Source organism: Streptomyces sp. NPDC058697 (assembly GCF_042715345.1).
Lineage (GTDB): Bacteria > Actinomycetota > Actinomycetes > Streptomycetales > Streptomycetaceae > Streptomyces > Streptomyces liliifuscus.
Genome location: NZ_JBHXSU010000023.1, coordinates 80,970 through 106,816, shown reverse-complemented (window position 1 = coordinate 106,816; position 25,847 = coordinate 80,970). Strand labels below are relative to the sequence as shown.

General features: G+C 69.4%; 25 protein-coding genes and 1 riboswitch. Of the genes, 12 read left to right on the top strand and 13 right to left on the bottom strand.

The genetic code is table 11. The annotated features are described in order from the left end of the window. The first annotated feature begins 215 nt into the window (after positions 1-215). Positions 216-1,031, top strand: coding sequence for a hypothetical protein (locus ACFWXQ_RS36955; RefSeq protein ID WP_383940284.1), 816 nt, complete (start codon positions 216-218; stop codon positions 1,029-1,031). A gap of 121 nt (positions 1,032-1,152) precedes the next feature. On the opposite strand, the gene groL is transcribed toward ACFWXQ_RS36955, so the two are convergent. The 4 genes from groL to thrC all read right to left on the bottom strand — a co-directional run bounded on the left by groL (position 1,153) and on the right by thrC (position 5,484). Beyond that, complete coding sequence (gene groL, locus ACFWXQ_RS36950; RefSeq protein ID WP_200396696.1) at positions 1,153-2,775, bottom strand: chaperonin GroEL; 1,623 nt, start codon at positions 2,773-2,775, stop codon at positions 1,153-1,155. A 337-nt stretch (positions 2,776-3,112) separates the two neighbouring features. After that, positions 3,113-3,319: a cold-shock protein gene (locus ACFWXQ_RS36945; RefSeq protein WP_007493268.1), complete on the bottom strand. Its 207-nt coding sequence runs from the start codon at positions 3,317-3,319 to the stop codon at positions 3,113-3,115. A 455-nt stretch (positions 3,320-3,774) separates the two neighbouring features. Continuing rightward, entirely contained in the window at positions 3,775-4,050 is a 276-nt protein-coding gene (locus ACFWXQ_RS36940) for a MoaD/ThiS family protein (protein ID WP_200396697.1), read from the bottom strand. A 129-nt stretch (positions 4,051-4,179) separates the two neighbouring features. Continuing rightward, entirely contained in the window at positions 4,180-5,484 is a 1,305-nt protein-coding gene (thrC, locus tag ACFWXQ_RS36935; RefSeq protein ID WP_383940289.1) for a threonine synthase, read from the bottom strand. 17 nt (positions 5,485-5,501) lie between these two features. Then, positions 5,502-5,659, bottom strand: a riboswitch (SAM riboswitch). Between the two features lie 216 nt (positions 5,660-5,875). Between thrC and ACFWXQ_RS36930 the strand changes: the two genes are divergently transcribed. Both ACFWXQ_RS36930 and ACFWXQ_RS36925 read left to right on the top strand, forming a co-directional pair. Beyond that, a complete protein-coding gene (locus tag ACFWXQ_RS36930) occupies positions 5,876-6,823 on the top strand; it encodes a glucosyl-3-phosphoglycerate synthase (RefSeq protein WP_383940292.1) in 948 nt (315 codons plus the stop codon). 221 nt (positions 6,824-7,044) lie between these two features. Continuing rightward, on the top strand, positions 7,045-8,454 hold the full coding sequence (locus ACFWXQ_RS36925; protein ID WP_383957311.1) for a trehalose-6-phosphate synthase: 1,410 nt from the start codon (positions 7,045-7,047) through the stop codon (positions 8,452-8,454). Between the two features lie 130 nt (positions 8,455-8,584). Here ACFWXQ_RS36925 and otsB read toward each other — a convergent pair whose 3' ends face one another. The 3 genes from otsB to ACFWXQ_RS36910 form a co-directional block, all read right to left on the bottom strand. Next, on the bottom strand, positions 8,585-9,436 hold the full coding sequence (gene otsB, locus ACFWXQ_RS36920) for a trehalose-phosphatase (protein ID WP_383957313.1): 852 nt from the start codon (positions 9,434-9,436) through the stop codon (positions 8,585-8,587). A 259-nt stretch (positions 9,437-9,695) separates the two neighbouring features. Then, positions 9,696-9,935 (bottom strand): DUF3263 domain-containing protein, encoded by a 240-nt coding sequence (locus ACFWXQ_RS36915; protein WP_383948788.1) that lies wholly within the window; start codon positions 9,933-9,935, stop codon positions 9,696-9,698. 111 nt (positions 9,936-10,046) lie between these two features. Continuing rightward, a complete protein-coding gene (locus tag ACFWXQ_RS36910) occupies positions 10,047-11,264 on the bottom strand; it encodes an extracellular solute-binding protein (protein ID WP_383948846.1) in 1,218 nt (405 codons plus the stop codon). A 237-nt stretch (positions 11,265-11,501) separates the two neighbouring features. Between ACFWXQ_RS36910 and ACFWXQ_RS36905 the strand changes: the two genes are divergently transcribed. From ACFWXQ_RS36905 to ACFWXQ_RS36890, 4 genes are all read left to right on the top strand, one after another. Then, positions 11,502-12,485 carry an ROK family protein gene (locus ACFWXQ_RS36905; protein WP_383948791.1) on the top strand — a complete coding sequence of 328 codons (984 nt, stop codon included), beginning with the start codon at positions 11,502-11,504 and terminating at the stop codon, positions 12,483-12,485. Then, the gene (gene nagA / locus ACFWXQ_RS36900) at positions 12,482-13,696 is read left to right on the top strand and encodes an N-acetylglucosamine-6-phosphate deacetylase (RefSeq protein ID WP_383948794.1); all 1,215 of its coding nucleotides are present in this window, start codon (positions 12,482-12,484) and stop codon (positions 13,694-13,696) included. The genes ACFWXQ_RS36905 and nagA overlap by 4 nt, the downstream gene beginning before the upstream one ends. Positions 13,697-13,840: 144 nt before the next feature. Then, positions 13,841-14,779, top strand: coding sequence for a 1-phosphofructokinase family hexose kinase (locus ACFWXQ_RS36895; protein ID WP_383948796.1), 939 nt, complete (start codon positions 13,841-13,843; stop codon positions 14,777-14,779). A 151-nt stretch (positions 14,780-14,930) separates the two neighbouring features. Next, positions 14,931-15,281, top strand: coding sequence for a peptidase inhibitor family I36 protein (locus ACFWXQ_RS36890; RefSeq protein WP_383948799.1), 351 nt, complete (start codon positions 14,931-14,933; stop codon positions 15,279-15,281). 87 nt (positions 15,282-15,368) lie between these two features. Here the strand turns inward: ACFWXQ_RS36890 and ACFWXQ_RS36885 are convergent, their stop codons facing one another. Beyond that, positions 15,369-16,334, bottom strand: coding sequence for a carbohydrate-binding protein (locus ACFWXQ_RS36885; RefSeq protein WP_383948802.1), 966 nt, complete (start codon positions 16,332-16,334; stop codon positions 15,369-15,371). A 118-nt stretch (positions 16,335-16,452) separates the two neighbouring features. Next, positions 16,453-18,135 (bottom strand): diguanylate cyclase CdgB, encoded by a 1,683-nt coding sequence (gene cdgB, locus ACFWXQ_RS36880; RefSeq protein WP_383948805.1) that lies wholly within the window; start codon positions 18,133-18,135, stop codon positions 16,453-16,455. Positions 18,136-18,558: 423 nt separating this feature from the next. Between cdgB and ACFWXQ_RS36875 the strand changes: the two genes are divergently transcribed. Further along, the gene (locus ACFWXQ_RS36875; protein WP_383948807.1) at positions 18,559-19,122 is read left to right on the top strand and encodes a flavin reductase family protein; all 564 of its coding nucleotides are present in this window, start codon (positions 18,559-18,561) and stop codon (positions 19,120-19,122) included. A 14-nt stretch (positions 19,123-19,136) separates the two neighbouring features. On the opposite strand, the gene ACFWXQ_RS36870 is transcribed toward ACFWXQ_RS36875, so the two are convergent. Together ACFWXQ_RS36870 and arfB are read right to left on the bottom strand one after the other, a co-directional pair. Then, the gene (locus ACFWXQ_RS36870) at positions 19,137-19,463 is read right to left on the bottom strand and encodes a hypothetical protein (RefSeq protein ID WP_383948810.1); all 327 of its coding nucleotides are present in this window, start codon (positions 19,461-19,463) and stop codon (positions 19,137-19,139) included. A 264-nt stretch (positions 19,464-19,727) separates the two neighbouring features. After that, positions 19,728-20,156: an alternative ribosome rescue aminoacyl-tRNA hydrolase ArfB gene (gene arfB, locus ACFWXQ_RS36865; protein ID WP_383948813.1), complete on the bottom strand. Its 429-nt coding sequence runs from the start codon at positions 20,154-20,156 to the stop codon at positions 19,728-19,730. Between the two features lie 216 nt (positions 20,157-20,372). Here arfB and ACFWXQ_RS36860 point away from each other — a divergent pair, with 216 nt between their 5' ends. Together ACFWXQ_RS36860 and ACFWXQ_RS36855 are read left to right on the top strand one after the other, a co-directional pair. Then, the gene (locus ACFWXQ_RS36860; protein ID WP_306938732.1) at positions 20,373-20,948 is read left to right on the top strand and encodes a TerD family protein; all 576 of its coding nucleotides are present in this window, start codon (positions 20,373-20,375) and stop codon (positions 20,946-20,948) included. Positions 20,949-21,055: 107 nt separating this feature from the next. Beyond that, positions 21,056-21,571 carry a GNAT family N-acetyltransferase gene (locus ACFWXQ_RS36855; RefSeq protein ID WP_383948816.1) on the top strand — a complete coding sequence of 172 codons (516 nt, stop codon included), beginning with the start codon at positions 21,056-21,058 and terminating at the stop codon, positions 21,569-21,571. A 20-nt stretch (positions 21,572-21,591) separates the two neighbouring features. Here ACFWXQ_RS36855 and ACFWXQ_RS36850 read toward each other — a convergent pair whose 3' ends face one another. Then, positions 21,592-23,004: a M1 family metallopeptidase gene (locus ACFWXQ_RS36850; RefSeq protein WP_383948819.1), complete on the bottom strand. Its 1,413-nt coding sequence runs from the start codon at positions 23,002-23,004 to the stop codon at positions 21,592-21,594. A gap of 37 nt (positions 23,005-23,041) precedes the next feature. On the opposite strand from ACFWXQ_RS36850, the gene ACFWXQ_RS36845 reads away from it, so the two are divergent. Further along, entirely contained in the window at positions 23,042-23,542 is a 501-nt protein-coding gene (locus tag ACFWXQ_RS36845; RefSeq protein WP_200396712.1) for a hypothetical protein, read from the top strand. 251 nt (positions 23,543-23,793) lie between these two features. On the opposite strand, the gene ACFWXQ_RS36840 is transcribed toward ACFWXQ_RS36845, so the two are convergent. Beyond that, a complete protein-coding gene (locus ACFWXQ_RS36840) occupies positions 23,794-24,486 on the bottom strand; it encodes a pentapeptide repeat-containing protein (RefSeq protein ID WP_383938122.1) in 693 nt (230 codons plus the stop codon). A 137-nt stretch (positions 24,487-24,623) separates the two neighbouring features. Here ACFWXQ_RS36840 and ACFWXQ_RS36835 point away from each other — a divergent pair, with 137 nt between their 5' ends. Continuing rightward, a complete protein-coding gene (locus ACFWXQ_RS36835) occupies positions 24,624-25,823 on the top strand; it encodes an NAD(P)-binding protein (protein WP_383938119.1) in 1,200 nt (399 codons plus the stop codon). Positions 25,824-25,847 lie beyond the last annotated feature (24 nt).

The following is a 25,847-nucleotide window of genomic DNA, read 5'->3' as shown; positions in this document are numbered from 1 at the left end:
CCCCACCCCTCATCACATTCCGCCACCCCGCCCCACACCTCTGTGACCCCGGACACGCCCGAGGACGGGCACCGACACCGGGTGGCCAGGCCGGTCCGGACATCATCCGAACGGGTCACCGTGTGTGTTCATTCGGTGCACACTGCGTGTTCGGATGACGCGTGGCGGGCAGATTGCCTTTGGCATTTGCCTCCGGCCGATCACCTGGAGTCACCATGAGGTCCATCCACACCGTCGCGATCGCGACCGCCACCGCTCTCTGCTGCGCCGCCACGTCCGTAGCCGTGGCGGAACCGGGCAGGACGCAGGTGCGGGCCGCCCACACAATCGTCGTGGGCGACCCCGTGACCGTGTTGCCCCACACGGCGGGCACGACCAACGTGCCCTGCCAGGGGGGTCAGGTGCCCTCCGGAGGCGGCGTGCGGACCAGCGGCACCGGGGTGTTCCTGACCGCCACGTGGCCCAACGGAAACAGCTGGGCCGGGGACGTCTACAACGAGTCCGGCACCGCACAGACATTCACGCCCGTGGTGATCTGCACCTCCCAGCGCCACGTGACCCGGCACGGCACTGCGGTGAACGTGCCGCCGGGGCAGACGGGGCTCGTCCGCGCGGCCTGCGACCCGGGGCAGGTGGCCAGCAGCGGTGGGCCGGACGCCGGTGCCAGGGGCACAGGGTCGGACCACGGGCAGGCCTACGTCAGCCAGTCGTCCGACATCGGCCAGGAGTGGGTCGGACGGGTCACCAACCACGGCCCCGGCGCCACGATCCTGCAGACCTGGGTGCGGTGTACGACCGCACCCCACACCGCCTATGCCAGCGGGCCGACCAGGCTGGCGCGAGGCGCGACCGGAACCGCCCATGTCAACTGCCGCGCCGGCGAGGTGCCGACCGGAGGCGGAGGGCTGGGCAACCCCGCGGTCGAGTTCAACGAGTCGTATCCGACGGCCACGGGATGGACGATGCGAGCCACCAACCACGGCTCCACCGCGCTGGATCTGTTTGCCCGGGTGACCTGCACGACACCCTGACTTCGAGCACCGCGTACGCCCGAGGGCGGCACCCCTGGATTGGGATGCCGCCCTCGTTCGCGTGATGCGAAGTACTGCCTACTGCGATGAACTACCGAGCCTTGGCTGTGTGCGCCGGGGCTCAGAAGTCCATGTCGCCGCCCGGCATGCCGCCGCCGGCGGGCGCGGACGCCTTCTCCGGCTTGTCGGCGATGACGGCCTCGGTGGTGAGGAACAGCGCGGCGATGGACGCGGCGTTCTGCAGGGCAGAGCGCGTGACCTTCGCCGGGTCGATGATGCCTTCGGCGATCATGTCGACGTACTCACCGGTCGCGGCGTTCAGGCCGTGGCCGACGGGCAGGTTGCGCACCTTCTCGACGATGACGCCACCCTCGAGACCACCGTTGACGGCGATCTGCTTGAGCGGGGCCTCCAGGGCGAGCTTCACGGCGTTGGCGCCGGTCGCCTCGTCACCCTCCAGGTCCAGCTTCTCGAAGACCGAGGAGGCCTGGAGCAGGGCCACGCCACCACCGGCGACGATGCCCTCCTCGACGGCCGCCTTCGCGTTGCGAACGGCGTCCTCGATGCGGTGCTTGCGCTCCTTGAGCTCGACCTCGGTGGCGGCACCGGCCTTGATGACGGCCACGCCGCCGGCCAGCTTCGCCAGGCGCTCCTGGAGCTTCTCGCGGTCGTAGTCCGAGTCGGAGTTCTCGATCTCGGCACGGATCTGGTTGACGCGACCGGCAACCTGGTCCGCCGAACCCGAGCCGTCGACGATCGTCGTCTCGTCCTTGGTGATGACGATCTTGCGAGCGCGACCGAGCAGCTCCAGGCCCGTGTTCTCGAGCTTGAGGCCGACCTCCTCGGAGATGACCTCGCCGCCCGTGAGGATGGCGATGTCGTTCAGCATCGCCTTGCGGCGGTCACCGAAGCCCGGCGCCTTGACGGCGACGGACTTGAAGGTGCCACGGATCTTGTTGACGACCAGCGTCGACAGGGCCTCGCCCTCGACGTCCTCGGCGATGATCAGCAGCGGCTTGCCCGACTGCATGACCTTCTCCAGGAGCGGGAGCAGGTCCTTGACGTTGGCGATCTTCGAGTTGGCGATCAGGATGTAGGGGTCGTCGAGGACGGCCTCCATACGCTCCATGTCGGTGGCGAAGTACGCCGAGATGTAGCCCTTGTCGAAGCGCATACCCTCGGTGAGCTCGAGCTCCAGACCGAAGGTCTGGGACTCCTCGACCGTGATGACGCCTTCCTTGCCGACCTTGTCCATCGCCTCGGCGATGAGCTCGCCGATCTGGGTGTCGGCGGCGGAGATGGAGGCCGTCGAAGCGATCTGCTCCTTGGTCTCGACATCCTTGGCCTGCTCAAGAAGGGCACCGGAGACGGCCTCGACGGCCTTCTCGATACCGCGCTTGAGAGCCATCGGGTTGGCGCCGGCCGCCACGTTGCGCAGGCCCTCGCGGACGAGTGCCTGGGCGAGGACGGTCGCGGTGGTCGTACCGTCACCGGCGACGTCGTCCGTCTTCTTGGCGACTTCCTTGACCAGCTCAGCGCCGATCTTCTCGTACGGGTCCTCGAGCTCGATCTCCTTGGCGATGGAAACACCATCGTTGGTGATCGTGGGGGCGCCCCACTTCTTCTCGAGGACGACGTTGCGACCCTTGGGACCAAGGGTGACCTTGACGGCGTCGGCGAGCTGGTTCATCCCGCGCTCGAGACCGCGCCGTGCCTCCTCGTCGAACGCGATGATCTTGGCCATGTGAAGTGGTCCTCCCGGACTGGGGTGGAATCTCCAGGACCGCGCCCGCGCCCGCGACGGACGGCCTGCCGACCTCGTGGTTCCTTGCCCCACCCGGCCAGCGGGCCTCACCGACCCGGTCCTCGTTATCACTCTCACCTTCAGAGTGCTAACGCCAATGATTAGCACTCGACCCATGCGAGTGCAAGCGGCTCAGGATGATCCGCAGGTGGGAGCAGGTGGGAGCAGTGGGGGAAGTGAAGCAGTGGACGGCGCGCGGGCGTGCCGAAGGGCCCGCACCCGGTGGGGTGCGAGCCCTTCGGAAGAAGAACGTCGCTGCAGTAAGTCGGCGCGTGCTTCAGCCGGTCGCCAGTCGGACCATGTCCGCCTGCGGCCCCTTCTGGCCTTGCGAGATCTCAAAATCGACCCGCTGACCCTCTTCCAGGGTGCGGTAGCCGTCCATCTGAATCGCGCTGTAGTGGACGAAAACATCCGCACCACCGTCGACCGCGATGAAGCCGTACCCCTTCTCCGCGTTGAACCATTTGACGGTGCCCTGAGCCATGCCTAACTCCCCTATTACTGGCCCTTGCACAGACCCGCACTTCGCGGATCCGGGTCAGACCTCACCCCCCAACGGTTGGGGGTGTGCGCCGGAACGCGTCGACCGCGGCTGAATGTATCCGTCCAACTGCCGTCTGCAACAGGTCAATCCGACGAGAATTCCGGGCACGACCGATCGGGAATATGTGAAGAATTCACGAAGATTCAGGGCAAGTCGGGCCCCATGAATGCCATAAAAGGCTCAAAAAGGCGGGGCACTTTGGCTACTTCTTGTCGGGCTTCGGGCGGGATCTCAATGCGCCCGGCGTGCGGATCGAAGCAGGTTCCCCAACTGTACCGCGCTCAACCATACAGAATTGCCCCCTCCGCTTCTCTCACGGAGGGGGCAATTCGATGAACTCTCGGTGACGGCCGTTACCGAAGGTAATAATCAGCCCTCGGGGCGCCGCCCGACGGTCAGCCGCCGGCGACCGCGGGAATGATCGACACCCCGGCCCCGTCCGGCGTCGCCGTCTCAAGACCCTGCTCGAAGCGGACGTCGTCGTCGTTCACGTACACGTTGACGAACCGGCGCAGCTGCCCCTGGTCGTCCAGGACCCGGGCGGCGATCCCGGCGTGGTTCTTCTCCAGATCGGCGATGACCGCGCCGAGAGTCGCCCCCTCGGCAGCAACCTCGGCCTGACCGCCCGTGTAGGTACGCAGGATGGTGGGGATACGAACGTTGACGCTCATGGGGTCAAGACCTCCGTCGGGGTGCGAAGCGCCCCCGTCGAGGGGCGCGGGGAACTGCGCAGTCTTTTGGCTTTTAAGGGGCGCGGGGAACTGCGCGACCAGCCCCCACGCGCCCGCAGGATGAAACGACTAGCCGAGCCCAGCCTCACGGAAAGAGTCCAGGTTCGGGCGAATGGTCGCAGTCAACCCCGTGTCGGAAGCAACCGCATCCAAGGTCTTCAGACCATCCCCGGTGTTGAGCACCACAGTGGTCAGACTCGGATCCAGCAGACCATTCTCGATCAGCTTCTTCGCCACCCCCACCGTCACACCACCGGCGGTCTCCGCAAAGATCCCCTCGGTCCGCGCGAGCAACTTGATCGCGTCGACCACCTGCTCGTCGTTCACGTCCTCGACGGCCCCACCCGTACGCCGGGCGATATCGAGAACGTAAGGACCATCCGCCGGGTTTCCGATCGCGAGCGACTTCGCGATCGTGTTCGGCTTCTGCGGCCGTACGACGTCGTGCCCGGCCTTGTACGCCACGGAGACCGGCGAGCAGCCCTCGGCCTGCGCACCGAAGATCTTGTACGGCTTGTCCTCGACAAGCCCGAGCTTGATCAGCTCCTGCAGCCCCTTGTCGATCTTCGTGAGCTGCGAGCCGGAGGCGATCGGGACGACCAGCTGGTCCGGCAGCCGCCAGCCGAGCTGCTCACAGATCTCGTACGCGAGGGTCTTGGAGCCCTCCGCGTAGTACGGACGCAGGTTGACGTTGACGAAGCCCCAGCCCTCGCCGGCCGGGTCGCCGATCAGCTCGGAGCAGAAGCGGTTCACGTCGTCGTAGTTGCCCTCGATGCCGACGAGCTCGCCGCCGTAGACCGCGGCCATGACGACCTTGCCCTGCTCCAGGTCGTGCGGGATGAACACGCAGGAACGGAAACCGGCGCGCGCGGCGGCGGCACCCACCGCGCCGGCGAGGTTGCCGGTGGAGGAGCAGGAGAGGGTGGTGAAGCCGAAGGCACGCGCGGCCTCCAGCGCCTGGGCGACGACCCGGTCCTTGAAGGAGTGCGTCGGGTTGCCCGAGTCGTCCTTCACGAAGAGCTTGCCGGCCTCGACACCCAGCTCGCGCGCAAGGTTGTCGGCCTGGACGAGCTTGGTCCAGCCGGGGTTGATGTTGGGCTTGTCGGCCACGTCCGCGGGGACGGGCAGCAGCGGCGCGTAACGCCAGATGTTCGCGGGGCCCGCTTCGATCCGCTTGCGGAGCTCCTCGGTGTCATAGGCCGAGAAGTCGTACGCGATCTCCAGCGGGCCGAAACACTCCTCGCAGGCGAAGACCGGACCGAGCGGGACGCGGTGGCCGCATTCACGGCAGGAAAGCGCGGCGGCCGGGCCGAGGTCGACGGAGTTCGCGGCGGGGGCGGAGTTCGTGGTGCTTGCAACTGTCTGCGCAGCCATGGAGGCGAGGCCCTTTCTCCTCATCTTCCTCACGACGCACTTCGCCGTGAGACGGATTTGGCACCTTCCCTAGCCGGGAGCCTCGCTGCGCTGAACGACGATGATCAGGACGAGACCGGCTGGAGGGTTGCCGGGGCTTCAACGGGCCGTATCCCTCTGCCCCTCTGGATGAGCGGTATTCAGTTGTGGTTTTGGTCGTGCTTCTGGTCGTGCATTTGGTTGTACACGCAACGACCCCCGACATGCGATGGTCATCAGCGTTGTTCAAGACTGTAACCGAAGGCCTGGATGGTGGAGAGAGCCGTCCGAACCGCGAGATGACAGTGACGCAACCCACACTGCAGGCCGCGGCGGGCACACGCATCCCAATGAACGCAAGGGAGAGCCGCACGTGCTGGAAGACGTCGAGCGCTGGCTGAGCACGCGCTCCTGGTCCGTCGAGGACCGCCCGCTCAAGAAACTCATCGCCGCGAAGCGTGCCAACGGCTCCACGGTGAGTGTCGTACTGCCCGCGCTCAACGAGGAGGAGACCGTCGGCGAGATCGTCGCGATCATCCGCCGTGAGCTGATGACCGGGAAGGTGCCGCTCGTCGACGAGATCGTGGTGATCGACTCGGGTTCGACGGACCGCACCTCCGAGGTCGCCGCCGAGGCGGGTGCCCGTGTCGTGCACCGGGACGAGATCCTGCCCCGGCTGCCGGCCGTCCCCGGCAAGGGCGAGGTGCTGTGGCGCTCGCTGCTCGTCACCCGCGGGGACATCGTGGCCTTCGTCGACGCGGACCTGAAGGAGTTCTCGGCGGACTTCGTCTCCGGGATCGTCGGCCCGCTGCTCACCGAACCGGGCGTGGACCTCGTCAAGGCGATGTACGACCGCCCGCTGGGCTCCGCCGCAGGTCAGGGGGGTCGGGTCACCGAACTCATGGCCCGCCCGCTGCTGAACATGCACTGGCCGCAGCTGGCCGGCTTCGTCCAGCCGCTGGGCGGGGAGTACGCGGCCCGCCGCTCCCTCCTCGAACAGCTCCCGTTCCCCGTCGGATACGGCGTCGAGCTGGGCATGCTGGTCGACTCGCTGCACCTGGTGGGCCTGGACGCCCTGGCCCAGGTCGACGTCGGCGTCCGCAAACACCGCCACCAGGACGGCCAGGCCCTGGGCCGCATGTCCGCCGCGATCTACCGCACCGCCCAGCTCCGGCTGGCCCGCGGCCACATGATCCGCCCCTCCCTCACCCAGTTCGAACGCGGCGAGAACGGCTTCGAGCCCCGCACGTACTCGGTGGACATGGAGGAGAGGCCGCCGATGGCGGAGATCGAGGAGTACGTGGAGAGGAAAGCGGCGTAGCGCTCCGCGGGGTGCGCCGTTGTTGTCTGCGGCGCCGCGGAGGCTGGTCGCGCAGTTCCCCGCGCCCCTAAAAGCAAAAGATTGCGCAGTTCCCCGCGCCCCTAAAAGGGGCGCGGGGAACTGCGCGGCCCGCCCCCACCGGCGGCCAGGCGAGGCACACCTCACGCACCACGGCGAGTGGGAACGTTTGAGCGTTTACGGCGGGGGCTAGATTTCGAGGCATGGTCTCCACCCGCGCCACCCACAACATCCTGGTCGCCTCCAACCGCGGCCCGGTCGCGTACACCCTGGACGAGACCGGGGCGCTCACGGCCAAGCGCGGCGGAGGCGGCCTCGTCTCCGGCCTCTCCGCGATCGGCCCGGACGCGGGTGCCCTGTGGGTGTGCTCGGCCCTCGGCGACGGCGACCGCGAGGCCGTACGACGCGGGGAGGGCGAGGACGGCGTACGGATGCTGGACATCGACGCCGACACCCACGAGGCCGCGTACAACGGCATCGCCAACTCCGCGCTGTGGTTCGTCCACCACCTGCTCTACCAGACACCGCTGGAGCCGGTCTTCGACAAGGAGTTCCGGCGCCAGTGGGCGGCGTACGAGACGTACAACCACGCCTTCGCCGAGGCACTGGCCGAGGAGGCCGCGGAGGGCGCGGCCGTCCTCGTGCAGGACTACCACCTGACCCTCGTCCCGCGGATGCTCCGCGAGCTCCGCCCCGACCTGCGGATCGGGCACTTCTCGCACACCCCTTGGGCTCCGCCGGAGTACTTCCGGCTGCTGCCGGACGACATCGCGGCGAAGGTGCTCGGCGGGATCCTCGGGGCGGACCGGGCCGCGTTCCTCACCCAGCGGTGGGCGGACGCGTTCACGGACTGCTGTCACGCCGTCCTGGGTCCCGGCATCCCCTCCGGTACGCGGATCGGGGTGCACGGGCTCGGGGCGGACGCGGACTTCCTGCGCGAGCGCTCGCACCGGCCGGACGTGGACGAGCGGCTGGCGGTACTGCGGGAGCAGATCGGCACGGCTCCCGACGGCAGTGCCCGCAAGACGATCGTGCGGGTGGACCGGACCGAGCTGTCCAAGAACATCGTGCGCGGGCTGCTGGCGTTCCGGGAGCTGCTGGAGGACCGACCGGAGTGGCGCGAGCGGGTGGTGCACGTGGCGTTCGCGTACCCGTCGCGGCAGGACCTGGCGGTCTACCGCGACTACACGGCCGAGGTGCAGCGGGTCGCTGACGAGATCAACTCCCAGTACGGGACGCCCGGTTGGACCCCGGTCCTGCTGAACCTCAAGGACGACTTCGCGCGTTCCCTGGCGTCCTACCGGCTGGCGGACGTGGCCCTCGTCAACCCCATCCGGGACGGTATGAACCTCGTCGCCAAGGAGGTGCCGGTCGTGTCGGACGACGGGTGCGTGCTGGTGCTTTCGCGGGAGGCGGGGGCGTACGAGGAGTTGGGCGAGGATGCGGTTGTCGTGAATCCGTATGACGTTTCGGGGACGGCCCGGGCGTTGCATGAGGCGTTGACGATGCCGGTGGGGGAACGGGCGGAGAGGACCAAGCGGTTGGCTGCGGCTGCCACCGCTTTGCCTCCGGCGCAGTGGTTTCTGGACCAGTTGCAGGCGCTGGACTCGTAGTTCGCTGGCGCGGGGTTGTTTGGACCGTGCGGGTGTGTGGGGGCTGGGCGCGCCCCGCGGCGGAGCCGCAAATGTCACCGCCCCGCGCCCCTAAAAGCAAAAAGATTGCGCAGTTCCCCGCGCCCCTTAATTACGCCAGCTCAGTCGCCAAAGCAGCCAGTAGGCGGACTACCCCCTCCGGGCCGTCCACCACCAAGTCCGCGCGGTCGGAGAGTTCTGTGACCTCGTTGCTGCCGCTGCAGACTAGGAGGCCGTGGGTGCCGTCGGAGCGGAGTTTGTCCACGGCGGCGAAGGCTGGGAGGTCGCCGAGGTCGTCGCCGCAGTACATGACCGACTCGGCGCCGACGTCGCGTACGTACTCGATGAGGGCGACGCCCTTGTCCATGCCGGGCGGGCGCAGTTCCAGGACCATTCTTCCCGGTTCGACGATCAGGCCGTGGCGGGTGGCGAGTTCGGCGAGGGGTTCGCGGAGGGCCTCGAAGGCGGCCTGGGGGTCCTGGGCGCGGCGGGTGTGGACCGCGACGGCCCTGCCCTTCTCCTCGATCCAGGTGCCCTGCCAGGCGCCGATGGCGTCGAGGAAGCCGGGGAGTTCGGCGCGGGCCTCTGCCACGCCGGGGTGGGGGGCGGGGGCCTGGACGGTTCCGGTGACTGCGTCCCAGCGTTCCGCCCCGTAGTGGCCGAGCACGACGAGGTGCTCCAGGCCGGGGACTCCGGCGAAGCCGCCGTGGCGTACGGCCACGCCGGCCGGTCGTCCGGTGACTACGGCGACGGAGGCGACCTTCGGGGCGAGTGCCGCCAGGGCGGGTACGGCGTCCGGGTGGGCGCGGGCCTGTTCTGGGTCCGGGACGATCGGGGCGAGGGTGCCGTCGAAGTCGAATGCGAGGACTGCGGTGGTGGGCCGCGCGATGATGGCTTCGAGGCCGTCTCGGCCCGCCGGGGTCACGGGGGTCGGCATCGACGATGACTCGGGGTGACTGGCCATGCCGCGACCCTATCCGCGGCCGGGGAGTCTTTCGCCCCCGCCGCCCCTACCCATTCCCGTCCCTGACTCAGGGGCTCCGCCCCCGAACCCCCAAAAGACCAAAAGACTGCGCAGTTCCCCGCGCCCCTAGGCACCTAGGGGCGCGGGGAACTGCGCGACCAGCCACAACGAACCCGCACCCGAAATCGCTACGGACGGGGTCTGGGGCGGAGCCCCAGGGGACGGGAATGGGTAGGGGCGGCGGGGGCGAAGAAAACCCTCACCCCTCCCTCTCATCTCGGCGCACATCCCTCACCCGTCGCAGCCGATTGACCGTGACGGGGTCGTGGGCCAGAGCCCGCGGCGCGTCCAGGAGGGCGTTCAGGAGTTGGTAGTAGCGGACGGGGGCCAGCCCCAGTTCCTCCCGTATCGCCCGCTCCTTGGCCCCCGGCGTACCCCACCCCCGCCGCTCCAACGCAAGAACGGCAAGCTCCTGGGGTGTCAGCTCCGCGTCTTCCATGCCCAGCACGCTAGCCGCTACCACCGACAGAGCCCCGCCCCGAAAGGGGCGCGGGGAACTGCGCGACCAGCCCCCACGGACCCGCACCCGACCAACGACCAACCAGCGGAGCTAAGACGCGTTCTCCTCCGCGGCAGCGGCCCTCTGCAACTGCCCCAGAATCGCCGCCGGACTGCCCTTCGGGCTCACGGCCTTGCCTATCTGCTGTTTGATGTCCGCGCTGACAGCCGCCCAGGACGTCTTGGCCACGGGATACAACTCGGCGTTGGGCAACTCGTCGAGGAAACCGACAAGATCCGCGTCGGACTCGTCGGCGGACATCGCCTCGGACGCCGACGTGGTCACGGGCAGCAGATCGTATTCGTGCGAGAACTTGAGCACGTTCTTCTCGCTGTAGACGTAGTCGAGGAAGTCCCCGACCTGCTCGGCATGCCCGGGCTTCTTGAAGGCCATCATCCAGTCGGCGACGCCCATGGTGGCCTTGGAGCGCCCGTTGATCCCGGGCATCGGCACCATGCCGAACTTCACGCCCTTCGCCGCGGCGGCCTGCATGAGCGTGGGGTGGCCGTTCAGCATCCCGACCTCGCCGCGAGTGAACGCCGCAAACGCCTGCGCACGGTTGAGATTCGCGGGCGCGACGGGTCCGGTGAGCCCCTTCTCGACCAGTTTCTCCTTGAGCCAGGTGAAGGTCTCGATGTTCTGCTCGGAGTCGATCCCGTACGAGCCGACCGTGTCGGTGTAGCCGTCGCCGCCGCTCAGCAGCCACATCATCGTCTCGGCCTGCGCCTCCTCGGGTCCGAGGGGCAGCGCGTACGGGTACTTCACGCCACGCGACTTGAGGACCTCGGCGTCGGACGCGAGCTGGTCCCAGGTCCGCGGCGGGGTGAGGCCCGCGTCGCTGAAGAGCTTCTTGTTGTAGAAGAGCAGCCGCGTCGAGGAGGCGAACGGCATGCCGTACTGCGTCCGGTCCTGCTCGCCCGCCTCGGTGAACCGGCTCACGAAGTCGGCCTGGGTGTTGATGGAGAGCAGGTCATCGGCCCTGTAGAGCTGGCCCTTCGCGGCGTAGTCGGCGTACGCGCCGATCTGCGCCATGTCGGGTGCGTCACCGTCGGCGACCATGTTCTTGACCTTGGCGTCCACCTCGTTCCAGGAGTAGACGCTCACCTCGACCTTGATCCCGGGGTTCTTCGCCTCGTACGCCTTGGTCAGCTCGTCCCAGTACTTCTGGGAGCTGTTCGCCTTGGAGTCGCCGTAGTCGGCCGCGACCAGTCGCAGCGTGACGTCCCCGGAACCGGAGGAACCGCCGCAGCCGCCGAGGGCCGCCGTCATGCCCAGTGCGGACACCACCGCGATCAGACCTGTCACTCGCCGCTGCACCGCTGCCGCCCCAACCTTCTCGTCCCGCACTCGTCCCACACCGCCGATTCGCGCGACCGGTTCACCCGGCCGGCCCGCACGGCTGGTTCACACGTGCGATCGCATGCTTTCGATTCGCAATTTCGCTCTAAGGTCTACACCACGTGAGTGGACTAGACCTCTCACGGGGTAAGGGGCGACACTGTACGCGTGAGACATGTCATCGCCCTGGATGTGGGCGGCACCGGGATGAAGGCCGCCCTCGTGGGGGCGGTCGACGCCGCGCCCTCCGGGGGGACACCCCCCGTGCTGCACCGGGCCCGCCGCGCCACGGGCCGGGAGCACGGTCCGGACTCCGTGGTCGAGTCGATCCTCGCCTTCGCCGCCGACCTGCGCGCGCACGGCGAGCGCCACTTCGGCGAGCCCGCGGCGGCGGTCGGCGTCGCCGTGCCCGGCATCGTGGACGCCGACCGGGGCATCGCCGCGTACTCGGCCAACCTCGGCTGGCGCGACGTACCCCTGCGGGCCCTGCTCAGCGAGCGGCTGGACGGGGTCCCGGTCGCCCTCGGCCACGACGTGCGCACCGGCGGGCTCGCGGAGGGGCGGATCGGCGCGGGCCGGGGCGCGGACCGCTTCCTGTTCGTGCCGCTCGGCACCGGTATCGCGGGCGCGATCGGCATCGACGGCCGGGTCGAGGCGGGCGCGCACGGCTTCGCGGGCGAGATCGGCCACATCGTCGTACGCCCCGGCGGCACCCCCTGCCCGTGCGGCCAGCGCGGCTGTCTGGAGCGGTTCGCGTCCGCCGCGGCGGTCAGCGAGGCCTGGGCCGAGGCGTCCGGCGACCCGGAGGCGGACGCGGCGGACTGCGCGAAGGCCGTCGAGTCCGGGGACCGGCGGGCCCTGGTGGTCTGGCAGGAGGCCGTGGACGCGCTGGCCGACGGGCTCGTCACCGCGCTCACCCTGCTGGACCCGCGCACCCTGATCATCGGTGGCGGACTCGCCGAGGCCGGGGAAACCTTGTTCACACCGCTACGAGCCGCGGTCGAGCGACGTGTCACCTTCCAGAAACTCCCGTCCATCGTCCCCGCCGCACTGGGCGACACCGCCGGCTGCCTGGGCGCGGGCCTCCTGGCCTGGGACCTGCTCAGCACCCTTTCCGCTTCCACCCCCGCTTCGGAGGTAACCACCCGATGACCATGAACCGGGTTCACGACAGCGCCCCGCAAGGGGCGCGGGGAACTGCGCGACCAGCCCCCACCGACCCGCACGTAGTGGTCCTCTCCGGTGCCAACGTCGTACTCCCCACCGGGACGGTGAACGGCGGCCGCGTCATCGTCGAGGGCACGCGCATCGCCGGGAGCGCTCCCGTGGGCGCTCCGACGGTGGACCTGCGAAACCACTGGGTGGTCCCGGGCTTCGTCGACATGCACAACCACGGCGGCGGCGGAGCCTCCTTCACCTCGGGCACGGTCGAGGAGATCCTCAAGGGCATCCACACCCACCGTCTGCACGGCACGACGACCCTCGTCGCCTCCACCGTCACCGGCGACATGCACGGCCTCGCCCAGCGCGCCGGACTCCTCTCCGAGCTGGCCGAGCAGGGCGACCTCGCGGGCATCCACTTCGAGGGCCCGTTCATCTCCCCGTGCCGCAAGGGCGCCCACTCCGAGGAACTGCTGCGCGACCCGGACCCGGCGGAGGTCCGCAAGCTGATCGACGCGGCCCGCGGCCGGGCCAGCATGGTCACGCTCGCCACCGAACTGCCGGGCGGCATCGAGTCCGTACGCCTCCTCGCCGAGCACGGCGTCATCGCGGCGATCGGCCACACGGACGCCACGTACGAGCAGACGGTGGAGGCCATCGACGCGGGTGCGACCGTGGCGACGCACCTCTTCAACGCGATGCCCACGCTCGGGCACCGCTCCCCCGGTCCGATCGCCGCTCTCCTTGAGGACGAGCGGGTCACGGTCGAGCTGATCAACGACGGTGTCCATCTCCACCCGGCCTCGCTCCAGCTGGCGTTCCATCACGCGGGCGGCGACCGAGTGGCGTTCATCACGGACGCGATGGACGCGGCGGGCTTCGGCGACGGGCGGTACATGCTCGGTCCGCTGGAGGTCGAGGTCAGCGAGGGTGTGGCGCGGCTCGTGGAGGGCGGTTCGATCGCGGGCTCCACGCTCACGCTGGACCGGGCCTTCAAGCGGGCGGTGACCGTGGACCGGCTGCCGATCGAGGACGTCGTCTCCGCCATCGCGGCCAATCCGGCCAGGTCACTGGGCCTGTACGACCGGGTGGGCTCGCTGGAGCCGGGCAAGGACGCGGACCTGGTGGTGCTGGACGCCGACTTCGAACTCAAGGGCGTGATGCGCCGGGGCGAATGGGTGGTGGATCCCCAACTGGGGTGATTCACACTCCTGTTGCCGAACGGCGGTCGGCCCGCAGGACTGGGCCGACCGCCGTTCCCTTTGGCATGATCGGGCCTCCGGAACAACCGGCAAGCGCGTTCCACGCGTCCACTTCACGCATCTCTTCGAGGGAGGCCGGCCCAGGTGATCCTCACCGTCACGCTGAACACCGCTCTCGACATCACCTATCGCGTACGGGGGCTGCGACCGCACACCTCGCACCGCGTCACCGAGGTGATCGAACGGCCGGGCGGGAAGGGCCTGAACGTGGCCCGGGTGCTCGCCGCCCTCGGTCACGAGGTGACCGTGACGGGCTTCGTGGGCGGTGCGACCGGGCGGGCCGTCCAGGAGCAGCTCACGCACACACCGGGTGTCGTGGACGCGCTGGTCCCGGTGGCGGGTGCGACCCGCCGCACGATCGCGGTGGCCGACACGGCGACCGGTGACACGACTCAACTCAACGAGCCGGGCCCCTCGATCACCCCGGCCGAGTGGTCCGCCTTGCACGAGGCGTACGAGGGCCTGCTGCGCTCCGCCTCGGCGGTGGCCCTGTGCGGAAGTCTGCCGCCGGGGGTGCCGGTCGGGGCGTATGCCCAACTTGTGCGCACCGCCCGGGCGTTGGCGGTTCCGGTGCTGCTCGACACGAGCGGGGAGCCGTTGCGGCGGGGGATCGCCGCACGGCCCGACATCGTGAAGCCGAACGCGGACGAACTGGCCGAGCTGACCGGCTCGCACGACCCTTCGCAGGCCACCCGGGACGCTCTCCGGCGCGGGGCGCACTCGGTCGTGGCGTCGCTGGGGGCGGAGGGGCTGCTGGCCCGTACGCCGGACGGGGACTGGCGTGCCGCTCCGCCGCGGGCCGTGCGCGGCAATCCCACGGGTGCGGGTGACTCCGTGGTGGCGGGGCTGCTGTCGGGGCTGGTGGAGCGGTTGCCCTGGCCGGAGCGGCTTTCCCGGGCGGTTGCTTTGTCCGCCGCGACCGTGCTGGCGCCGGTCGCGGGGGAGTTCGACCGGTCGGCGTACGAGGAACTGGTGAACCACGTGACCGTGGACCTTTTCCAGCGTCAGGTCGAGACGCGGTGAACAGCTCGAAAACTTCGTCGCTCCAGGTTTCTTCCGCCAAGTGCTCGGCCATGCCGCGTGCCTGATCTCACGTCACGTTATTCACGCGCGCAACTGCAGGCCCTGCGTTAGCATTCGAAGGTCTGCCGATCAAGAAAAAGGGAAATGTGTCATGGGCATGATCAGAGCTGGTCTGACGATGACGGCTGTGGCCGGACTGCTGCTGGGCGGCACGCTCGCCACTCCGGCCGCGGCGGCCGATCCGAACACCTGCCCGCAAGGATTTGCGTGCGGATGGTCGGGAAAGAACAGGACCGGTGAGAGGAAGGTCAACTCTCTGACACCCGGCTGCTACGCCCTCAACCGGATCAACCGGTCCGTCTCGAACCAGACGAACTACCGTGTGGAACTCTGGAACGCCACCACCGGCTGTCAGCAGGGCACCAAGCTGGCCACACTGAAGCCGCACACCTATGCGGACAACCCCGGTGCCGTCAACTCAATCGCGGTCTACGCGCAGTAGTGCCGCGAGCCCTCGTATCGAGGGCCGCTCCTGGAGTACATCGACGGTGCTTCGCCCGTGACCGGGCGGAGCACCGCGCTTCGGCCCCTACTTCCAGCCGCTCTCAAGCCACAGCTGATCCAGATTGACATCGCACTGGTTTCCCGTCTCGCAGGAAAGCCCGATGACGTTGGTGCCCTTGTTCAGCTGGATGTTGGCCCACGTCTCCGTCCAGCCCTTCTCGTAGTCGCCCTCGGCGGCCTTGGAGAAGTTCGCCAGGTTGAGCGGGCGGCTCTGCGCCTTGCCGTTGATCGTGAGAGTGGCGTCGGCGTCCTTGCCGGGCACGCCGTAGTTGACGAACAGCGTGTACTTGCCGCTCTTGGGGATGTCGTTCATGTTCCAGGTGACCGACGCGCCGACCTGGTTGAAGCCCGCCACATAGATACCGCCCGCGGCCTCGGCTCCCTTGATGTCCGACGCGGTCGACACGCCGGGGCCCAGCTTCAGGGCCTTCGCGTCGATCTCCGGCAGTTCCGCCGGGTCCGCGGCAGGCTTCGACGCCTCCTTGCTCGGCTCGGCGCTGTCGGCGGCCGACGGGGTCGAGCCCGACGCCTCGCCCCCCTTGTCGTCGTCCGAGTCGCCGCCGAGCATCGCGATACCGATGCCGATCACGACGGCCGCCACGACGGCGACGGCACCGATCAGCAGACCCTTGGTGTTGGGACCGCGGCCCCGGCCGCCACCACCGTGGCCATGGCCCTGGTCGGGCATCGGCTGGTACGTGGTGGGCTCGCTGCCGGGGAAGGCCTCGGGCGCCGAGTAGTTCGCGTTCGGCTGGCCGTACGTCCCCTGCTGCTGGGGCACCTGTCCGTACTGCGCGGTGGGGGCGGTCGGCGCGGCGGACTGGCCGTACTGGCGCTCGCCGACCGGCCGCACCCTGTTGACCGAGCCGGGGTAGCCGTAGCCACCTCCGCCGCTCGGCGGCTGGGCTCCGGCGGCCTGCCCGTCGGCGTACAGATAGCCGAACGGGTCGTCGTCCTCGGGCGTGCTCGCGCCGTTGTTGCCGGGCGTCATCCCTAGGTCTCCTAGCGGGTGCGGTACAGATGCGGTACGGGGGATCGAAAGGCGAGCCTACCCGCTCTCGCTGCCCCAAACGGGTGACTCCGCTCGCATCGCATCGCTGACCTGCGGATCAACCCGCACGCCTGTGCGCTTTGGGACGAGACCGTTTCTCTATGTACATCCGCTCGTCGGCAGACTGCAAGACCTCGTCCGCCGTCATGCCACAGTGCGCCCACCCGATACCGAAGCTGGCACCGACCCGCATGGCCCTGCCGTCGACCCTGATGGGCTGGATGATCTCGTTCCGCAGGCGTACCGCGAGGTCCTGCGCGTCGGCGCGGCCGAGGCCGTCGGCGAGCACCACGAACTCGTCACCGCCGAGCCGCGCGACCGTGTCCCCGTCGCGCACCGCGCCGCCGAGCCGCCGGGCCACCTCGATCAGCACCGCGTCGCCGGCGTTGTGCCCGAAGCGGTCGTTGATCGACTTGAAGCCGTCGAGGTCGCAGAAGAGGACCGCGAGCCCCTTCGTCCCGTCGTCCCGCTCGCCCTCCGGGGCGACGGTGTGCACATGGTGGTCGTAGGCGTCGAACGCCTCGGGGCCCGGCCGGTAGTCGAAGCCGTGTCCGTTCGCGTCGTACACACCGACCGCGGTGTGCTCGGCCGGCCCGTGCCCGTACGCGGCGTCGATGGTGTCGACGTCGCCGGGCTCGATCGCCGCGGGCCGCGCGCACAGCCGGGCGCCGAGCCGGGAGCGCAGCTCGGCGGAGTTGGGCAGGCCGGTGAGCGAGTCGTGCGAGGCCCGGTGGGCGAGCTGCAGCTCGCGGCGCTTGCGGTCCTCGATGTCCTCGACGTGGGTGAGCAGGAACCGCGGCCCGTCGGCGGCGTCCGCGACCACGCTGTTGCGCAGCGACACCCAGAGGTACGTCCCGTCGCGGCGACAGAGTCTGAGTTCGGCGCGCCCGCCCTCGGCGGAGGTCCGCAGCAGGGTGCCGATGTCCTCGGGGTGGACGAGGTCGGAGAAGGAGTAGCGGCGCATCGAGGAGGCGGGACGGCCCAGGAGGCGGCACAGGGCGTCGTTCGTGCGCAGGATCCGGCCGTGCTGGTCGCCGCCCATCTCGGCGATGGCCATGCCGGACGGGGCGTACTCGAAGGCCTGCCGGAAGCTCTCCTCGCTGGCGCGCAGCGCCTGCTGCTCCCGCTCCAGGCGGACCAGCGCGCGCTGCATATTGGCTCGTAGACGCGCGTTGCTGATGGCGATGGCGCCCTGGAACGCGTACATCTGCAGGGCCTCGCGGCCCCAGGCGCCGGGGTGCCGGCCGTTGCGCGGCCGGTCCACGGACAGGACGCCGATCAGCTCGCCGCAGGAGCCGCCGGGGACTCCCGGGGTGTACATGGGCGCGAAGAGGCGGTCGGCGGGGTGCCACTCGTCCTCGAAGCGCGGTGCGGGCCCGTCGGTGTACCACTGCGGGACGTCGTCCTCGTCGAGGACCCAGCCCTCGGTGTGCGGTATGAAGCGCAGATCGCCCCACGCCTCGCCCATGCCGAGCCGGCGCTCCCAGGAGGCGCGGGAGCCGACGCGTCCGGTGATGAGCGCCTCGGCGGCGGAGTTCCCGGCGAGAGCGGCGACCACGAGATCACCGTCGGGCTGCACGAGGTTGACGCAGGCGAGTTCGTAGCCGAGGCCGGTCACGACGCCGTCGGCGACGGTCTGCAGCGTGTCGGCCAGGCTGCGGGCCGTGTTCATGTCCGCCATGACCTGATGCAGCTGCCGCAGGGTCGCAAGACGGACGTACGGCTCCGACTCGGTCTCCATGCTCGCTCTCCCCGAGACGCTCGACAGCAACTCCAGAGTTATCCAGGCTTCTCGTCGGTACTCATCGCCTACTGATCGACTACTGATCGACTTCTGGTCACTCACCGGCCGCCCACCGGCCGGTCCCACTGATCGACTACTGATCGCCTACTGCTCGCAGCGTCCCCGCCACTGAATCACAGCGCGCTGCCCACTCGGTACACAGGGTCAACAAAATATGGCACCTGTGACTCAAGTCACAGGTGAAGATGAACAATTGAGTAGAGTTTCTGTGTTTTCGCCGTGCGTTTACTGAACGCAAATTGGTGGGAGATGTGCGCGCGCCTGATAGGAGGCACAAGTCACACTCCTTCCTCGGTCCTAGGACCCGGTTCGGCCCCTGGCCCGATGTGTCGCACGGAGGCCGGAGAATAGCGTCTTCCCGTGCTGAACACTCCCTCCGCCTCTCCTTCCGCCCCGTCCGTGCATGCTGAGGGGGTGAGCAACGACGAGTTCCGCGCCGCCATGTCCCGGCTGGCCGCGGGTGTGGTCCTGGTGACCGCGCACGAGCCGCAGCCGGACCCGACGGGCCCGAGCGGCGAGGACGTCGGCATGACGGCGACCTCCTTCATGTCCGTGTCCCTGGACCCGCCCCTCGTCATGGTCGGCCTGCGCGAGGGCTCCCGCATGGACGACCTGCTCGACGAACAGCCCCTGTGGGCCGTCTCCGTCCTCGCCGAGAGCCAGCGCCAGATCGCGGGCCGCTTCGCCATGAAGGGCCGTATCTCCGACCGTCTCCTCTTCGAGGACCTCCTGTGGGTACGCGGTGAGGTCTCCGGGGCCCCGCTGATCGGCGGCGCCCTGGCGACCCTGGAGTGCCGCACCGAACAGCGGGTGACCGCCGGGGACCACACGCTGGTCATCGGCCGGGTCCTGACGTCCTCGGCACCGAACACGGAGGGCGGGCCGCTGACCTACTTCCGGGGCCGGTACCGGCAGTTGGGGTAGCGGCGGCAGAGGTGCTATCGGTCGGCCCTCCCAGAAAGGGTGCCGCCGAGCCCGGCCGACCGCTCCGGCTCCGGCTCCGGCTCCGGCTCCGGCTCCGGCTCCGGCTCCCGGACGATGTCGATCACGGCGATCCGGCCGTGTACGACTGTGAAGGACACCACGCCGACCAGGCACCCCTCCATCAGGCCCCCGACACCGACGACCCCGTCGACGAGGGCGAGCCGCCCGACCGCAGCCAGCTGCCCGAACGTGATCGCGCCGGATGCCACGGCCGCCGCGCCGGTCGTCACACCGGTCGTCACACCGGCCCCGGACCGTGCCACCACATCCGGGTCGAACACCGCGACGAGACCGTCGAAGTCACCGTCGCTCCCACGGCAGTTCCCAATTGCCTTGCGACCCGGCTTCCGACTTTCCTTCGGCCTTTTCTTTCGGCGTCAGAAATTCATCCCCGCTCATGCGCCGCATCTCCTCCGCCACCGCTGTTTCCGCACTCTTGCGCGGCCCGTCGATGAGCAGACGGACCGCGAAAGTCGGATGTGACAAAGGACGCAGGTGCCGGGATTCAGTAGGCGGCCCTCAGGTCCAGTGGGCGGGGCGGACCCTCAGGTCCAGTCGCGCCCGGAGCGTCCCCGCTTCATGTCCCCGCGCTGCTTCTTCTCCCGCAGCCGGCGCTCGTTGATCCCGCGAGGGATCCGGGTGGCGCGGCGGGCCCGCGGCGGCGGGGCGGTGGCTTCGGCGAGCAGCGAGGCGAGCCGGACGGCCGCGGTCTCGCGGTTGCGCCACTGGGAGCGGTGCTCGGAGGAACGCACGCTGACGACGCCGTCGACGAGCCGCCCGGCCAGCTTGGCGAGGGCACGCTCCTTCCACACCGGCGGCAGCGACTCCGTCTTCGCCAGGTCGAAGCGCAGTTCGACCTGGGAGTCGGAGGTGTTGACGTGCTGCCCGCCCGGCCCGGAGGACCGCGAGAAACGCCACATGAGCTCGGCCTCGGGCAGCGAGACGGAGCCACGGATGACGTAAGGACCGGACATGCCCCCATGGTCCCTTGTCTGTCCGGTCCACGTCACCCGTTTTTCGGCGCGTCGAGCACGCTCCGGGGCGAGTAGGTAAAGAAAGTAAAGAGGTGCGGAACCCTGGGGACCCCCTTCGGCGTTCATAGGGGTGCCGGTAGCTTCGTCCCGTACGAAGCCCGACGCGCAGGACCGCACGACCCGTACGTACGTCAAACGAGGGAAGGACTCCCAACAATGGCTGTAAGCCTGTCCAAGGGTGGCAACGTCTCGCTCACCAAGGAGGCTCCGGGCCTGACCGCCGTCACCGTGGGCCTCGGCTGGGACGTCCGCAGCACCACGGGTACCGACTTCGACCTGGACGCCTCGGCCATCGCGGTCAACCCCGAGGGCAAGGTCTACTCGGACGCCCACTTCGTCTTCTTCAACAACAAGCAGACCCCGGACCAGACGATCGTCCACACCGGCGACAACCGCACGGGCGAGGGCGCCGGCGACGACGAGGCGATCAACGTCAACCTGGCCGGCCTCCCGGCCGACGTCGACAAGATCGTCTTCCCGGTCTCCATCTACGACGCGGAGACCCGCTCGCAGAACTTCGGCCAGGTCCGCAACGCGTACATCCGCATCGTGAACCAGGCCGGCGGCACCGAGATCGCCCGCTACGACCTCTCGGAGGACGCGGCCACGGAGACGGCCATGGTCTTCGGCGAGCTGTACCGCAACGGCGCGGAGTGGAAGTTCCGCGCCGTGGGCCAGGGCTACGCCTCCGGCCTGACGGGCATCGCCCAGGACTTCGGCGTCAACGTCTGACAGCCGCCCCCCGCCTGAACAACAGCGGAGGAGCCCCCGATCCGGCACACCCGGACCGGGGGCTCCTCCGCGTCCGCACACACCCTCGCCCGGCTAACCTGCCGCGGGTGATCATCGAAGCCCTCGCCCTCACAGCCGACCACGATCTCCCCGGCCCGCTCCTCACCGAACTGACCGCGCTCTACGCGTCGAACCACGAGTTCTACGTGCTCAGCGGCGACTTCCCGGACCCGCATGACATCCGTCCGGAACAGGTGGCGGCGGCGCTGGCCGACGAGCTGGCGAACCCGGATGTGGAGGTCTTACTGGCCCGCAGCGCCGGACAACTCGTCGCCGTGGCGATCACGCTCGCCCACCACCCCGACCCGGCCGACCCGGACCCCTGGATCGGCCTGCTGCTGGTGGACGCGGAACAACAGGGCAAGGGATACGGCAGGCAGCTGGCGGCCCGTATCGAGGACCGGTTCCGCGAGGCGGGCCGGGACGCCGTGCGCCTGGCCGCCCTCGACAACAACCCCGCGGCCCTCGCCTTCTGGACGGCCATCGGCTACGAGACCATCGGCCACCGCAAGGACCGCCAACTGGGCCGCCCGTGCGCGGTACTGCGCAAGATCCTCCGCTAGCGAGCCCTCGGCTCCCGGCCTCAGGGCCGGTCCGGCCTGCCTTCCCCGTAGAGCCAGTCCGCCCAGATGCGCGAGAAGTCCTCACCCGGCGCCTTCTTCTCCACGTACGCCGTGAAGTCGGCCGTGTTCGCGTTGCCGTGGCGGTGGGTGGCGGCCCAGCCCTGGATAATGGCGTAGAAGGTGTCGTCGCCGACCTTCTGGCGGATCTTGTGGAGCACCATCCCGCCCCGCTGGTACACGGGACTGTCGGAGATACGAGCCGCGCTCGGGGGCTTCGCGGGCGGAAAGGCCCAGACCGCGTCGCTGTCCTCCTTGCTGTCGAAGTAGTCGCCCTCATAGAGGGCATCGAAGACGTCCTGGGCCGAGTCACCGCCGTGGTCCTCCGCCCACAGCCACTCGGCGTACGTCGCGAAGCCCTCGTTCAGCCACATGTCCCGCCAGGTCTTCGGGGTGACGGAGTTCCCGTACCACTGGTGGGCCAGCTCATGGACGAGCAGTTCGACGCTCGGGGCACCAGGGAAAACGGGCCGGTTCTGCGTCTCCAGCGCATACCCGGCGTCGTCCTCCCGCTCGACGATCGCCCCCGCGGACGAGAACGGGTACGGCCCGAAATTCAGCTCGCCCCACTCCACAACTTCCGGAATGCGACCGAGCACCTCGCGGCTCGCCTTCGCCTGACCGGGATCCACGGCCACATACACCGGCAGCCCGTGCGGCCCCTTCGACCGCCGCACCTCGTACTCCCCCACGGCGACCGTCGCCACATACGACGCCATCGGCTCCCCCACGTGCCAGGCGAACGAAGTCCGCCCCCGCTTGGTCACCTCACTCCGCAACTCCCCGTTGGACACGGCCTTCAGCCCCTCGGGCACGGTGACCGTGATGTCGTACGTGGCCTTGTCGCTCGGATGGTGATTGCCGGGGAACCAGGCCATCGACCCGGTCGGCTCCCCCAGCCCGAGGGCCCCGTCCTCCGTCCGCAGCCAGCCCTCCTCCGAACCGTCCGGATCGGTGATCGTCTCCGGCGAACCGGAGTAACGGACAACCGTGGTGAACACGGACCCCTCATCGAGATCGTCACGCGGCCGGACGACCAGCTCCTGCCCCCCACTGCGGTTGAAGCGCGCGGCCTCCCCCGCCACCTCCACCGACTCGACCTTCATCCCCTTGAAATCGAGATCGAACGCACTCAGATCCTGCTCCGCCCGAGCCGTGATCTCCGCCTTCCCCGTCAGCCGACGCGCCCCGGGGTCGTAGTCGAGGGTCAGCCCGTAGTGCGTGATGTCGTATCCCCCATTCCCCGCCTTCGGAAAGTACGGATCCCGCACCCCGGGCTCACCCGCACTCCCTCGCACCCCTCCGTCACAGCCGACGAGGGCGAGCACGAGCAGAACGGCGACGGTCGCTGGACCAACGGGCACAGATCGGGGCACGACGGTGATCCTAAGACGACGTGACACCATCACCCACGTGCTCGACATCGGCTACGCCCTCTCCGCCCGGTTCCCGGACCCTCCGCAGACCGACTACCGCCGCGCGGACGTCCACGCCCTCCGCCACGACCTCTTCTGCGGGGACGTCTACCTCGCCGACACGAAGGCGGACCGCGAGTTGTCCACAGGCTGGGGATGGGTGCCCGTACTCGACTTCGCCTGGGCGCTGTGCGACATCGTCGAGCAACTCGACAAGGACCCTCTCGGCAGCCGTGCCTCCCGCCCCCAGCGTGCCGAACTCGACTTCACCGAGTCCACCGACCGCATGCTCTTCGAGCGCCGCTTCGGCTGGGTCGACATCGAGTCCGACTGGATGCCCGGCGACGAGCCCCCGCTCACCTTCTCCCACACCGAACTCCGCCGCGAGGCCCGCGACTTCCTCCACGACCTCCTGGCGGACCTGACCGACCTCCACGAGGCGCTCCGCGAGAACCCGGCGATCTGGAGTCTTGAGGCCCGCTTTCCCCGGCTGCCCTAAGCCAATGTGACCGCCCTGGGGGCTCCGCCCCCAGACCCCCAATCGGCCTGAACGGCCTCGTCCTCAAACGCCGGACGGGCTGAAGGTGCAGCCGACGACGCACGGGAGCGGGCCGTGCCGGTACGTCGAAGTCCGCCGCATACAGCTCCTCCGGTGGGCAGGACCCTCGAAAGCCACAGTCGTATACCCGGCACGCGGCGGGCTCGACGTACCGGCACGGCCCGCGCCCCACCCCCCACCGGCGGGCGCGCTCAGACCTCCACCCGAACCCCCAGCTCCGCCGCGAACACCCCCGCCAGATCCATCAACTGAGCCGGACTGATCACGGCCCCCGCCAGCCGATCGACCCCCCGCGCGAACCCCACCTCGGCCGCCCGCCGCAGGTCGACGTCCACGAGCGTCGCCCCACTGAGGTCCGCCCCCTTCACCACACAGTCCACAAACTCCACCCGCTCCAGCCGAGCACGCCCGAAGTCCGGCTCAACGAGCACACACCCCTCGAACACGACATCCCTGAGCCGAGCCTCCCGCAGATTCAGGTAGTCGATCTTCCCCCCACGCACGACGACCCGCTCCAGCACGGCCCCGTGCCACTGAACCCCACCCAGCCGGGCATCGACAACCTCCACGTCCCGGAAGGTCGAAGACCCAAGATCCGTACCCACCCCCCGGATCCCAGTCAGCACAGAGTCAAGCACCCGCGCCCCATGCAGCCGCGTCTCATCCACCGCGCACCCCGTCAGCGCACAGTCCATGAACCGCGCACCCCCACCGTCCTGCCCCACGAAGTCGACGTCGCTGAACCGCAGCCCGTCATAGTCCCCGTCGGGCTCCAGTTCCCCACCCCCAAAAGCCTCCAGCGGCGGCAACCGCACCTCGGGCCGCCGAGCCGCCTTGACCCCCACCTTCGCCCCCGCCCCCGCCTTCGCCACGTTCCTCACCATGCCCCCCATCCTGCACCCACCCACTGACAACCCACCTGACCAGCCAAAACTCCCCCGATGTCACATTCCAACGCCTCCGAAGAGTCATAAGGGACGAAGACCCGAACGCAGCCCCGGCCCAGAGGAGACCCAAGCCCATGCACCGCACACACCGCACGCACCGCACGCACCGCATCACCGTCGTCGGCGGCGGCCTCGCCGGCCTCACCGCGGCCATCACCGCCGCGGAAACAGGCGCCAAGGTCACCGTGTACGAGGCCCACCACACCCTCGGCGGCCGAGCCCGCACCACCGAGGGCCCGTACAGGACGAACGAGGGCCCCCACGCCCTCTACAAGGGCGGCCCCCACTGGACCTGGCTCAGCCAACGCGACCTGATCGGCGAACTCGCCCCGCTCCCACCCCTGGAGGCCGCCCGACTCCGCCTCCGCCACAAGGGCACCCTCCGCCGCACCCCACCGTTCGCGATGCTCAAGCTCCTCCGCCGCACGGCCGAACGGGCCCCCGTGGACCAGGATTTCAAGACCTGGGCCACGAAAATCGCCGGCGAAGAAGGCGCGACCGCGGCGGCCCACTACTCCGCGGTCGCCCTCTTCCACCACGACCCGGGCGCACTCTCCGCCGCGTTCGTGCAGGAACGCCTGCGCCGGGCGACGAAGCTGCCCCCCGAGGCGCACTACCCGCGCGGCGGCTGGGCGAGCGTGATCGACAGGATGGCGGCCCGCGCCTGGAACCTCGGCGTACGAGTGGAAACCCTGGCCCGCGTGAACGAACTCCCCACCGAGCACGGCCCGGTCATCATCGCCACGTCCCTCGACGCGGCCCGCACCCTCCTCAGGGACAGCTCCCTGACGGGGACGAGCGGCCGCACGGCCCTGATCGACCTGGCGGTCCGTACGCGAAGGGGCGACGCGTTCGCCGTCTCCGACCTCGACGCACCGGGCTGGATCGAGCGGTTCACGGCCCAGGACCGCACGCTCGCCCCGGCGGGCGAACAGCTCCTGCAGGGCCAGATCCCGATCGCACCGCACGAGTCCCGAGGGGACGGCATCGCCCGCGCCGAGGAACTCCTCGACCTGGCCTTCCCGGCCTGGCGCGACCGCGTGACGTACCGCCGCGAGGCGCTCGCGAACGGCCGCACCGGCGCGGTGGACCTGCCCGGTACGAGCTGGCGCGACCGCCCCCGTATCGACCGGGGCGCCGACGTCTACCTGGCGGGCGACCAGGTCGCGGCGCCGGGCGTGCTGTCCGAGGTGTCGTTCAACAGCGCGCTGGAAGCGGTGTCGCTGGCGCTGGGCACGCGAACGAGGTCGAGCCTTGACCTGAAGCGCGCTTGAGGTTGAAAGCTGGTGAGACGACGC